Source organism: Aerococcus sp. L_32 (assembly GCF_050689315.1).
In genome coordinates this window covers 1-979 of the sequence record NZ_JBOEQF010000657.1, presented here as the reverse complement: position 1 = coordinate 979, position 979 = coordinate 1, and the positions used below count along the sequence as shown (strand labels likewise).

Here is a 979-nt window from a genome sequence, read left to right as displayed (position 1 = left end):
ATGGATGGTGATTTCTGTTTCAGATAGGATTTCATAGGCTAAATCTTCATCAAATACTAGCCCCTGACCATTCTTGCAGGTTAAAATCTCTCCCTTTTCAGAAATGAAACTGATCTGAATTTTGGCTGGGTCGAGGTAGTCTGGCTGGGATTGGCCAACGGCTGATAATACCCGGCCCCAGTTAGCGTCTTGCCCGTAAACAGCTGTTTTCACAAGGGAGGATGTCGCTACTTGCTTGGCAATCGCTTCAGCGTCTGCTTGACTCGCAGCGCCTTTCACAGCAACGGTAACAAATTTCGTTGCCCCCTCCCCGTCGGCCACAATTTCTTGAGCCATCATTTGACAGATTTCCGTCAATTTCTCTTGGAAAATCAATATATTTTGCTTGGTTGGCTTAACTGAGACTTTGTTGGTAGATGCCAAAAGGACGGTATCGTTGGGACTAGTATCCCCGTCAACTGAAATCTTATTAAAAGATTGGTTAACAGACTCTTTCAGTAATTGCTGTAAGGTTTCTTGGCCAAGGTCTAAATCAGTCACAATATAAGACAACATGGTTCCCATATTCGGGTGAATCATACCTGACCCCTTGGCAATGGCCGCTAGGTGAACGGGTTGCCCTTCAATTTCAAAGGCAATAGCTGCTTGCTTAATTTTGGTGTCCGTAGTCATAATGGCTTCAGCCGCTTGAATCGAATCACCGTCTGTCAGATTATGGGTTAATGTGTCCACTTGGTCGTCGAAATTACTCAGGTCCATTGGTACACCAATAACACCTGTAGAACAAATCAGGATTTCATCTGGTTGGATTGTTAGCTTGCTAGCAAGTGTGTTGGCCATAATTTGAACATCGGTATCTCCTTTTGGTCCGTTAAAGGTGTTGGCATTTCCGGAATTAATCATAATGGCTTTAAAGGTAGCCTGTTCATTCAGGCGTTTTTTATCATATTTGATATGATGGGATTGGATGGCATTTTTA

General features: G+C 43.4%; 1 protein-coding gene. It reads right to left on the bottom strand.

Annotated features, from left to right (window positions below; all coding sequences use genetic code 11):
• Positions 1–969: bifunctional glutamate N-acetyltransferase/amino-acid acetyltransferase ArgJ (gene argJ / locus ACRCJ0_RS15495; protein WP_431391084.1), on the bottom strand; the 969-nt coding region annotated here is incomplete at its 3' end.
• Between the last annotated feature and the right edge of the window lie 10 nt (positions 970–979).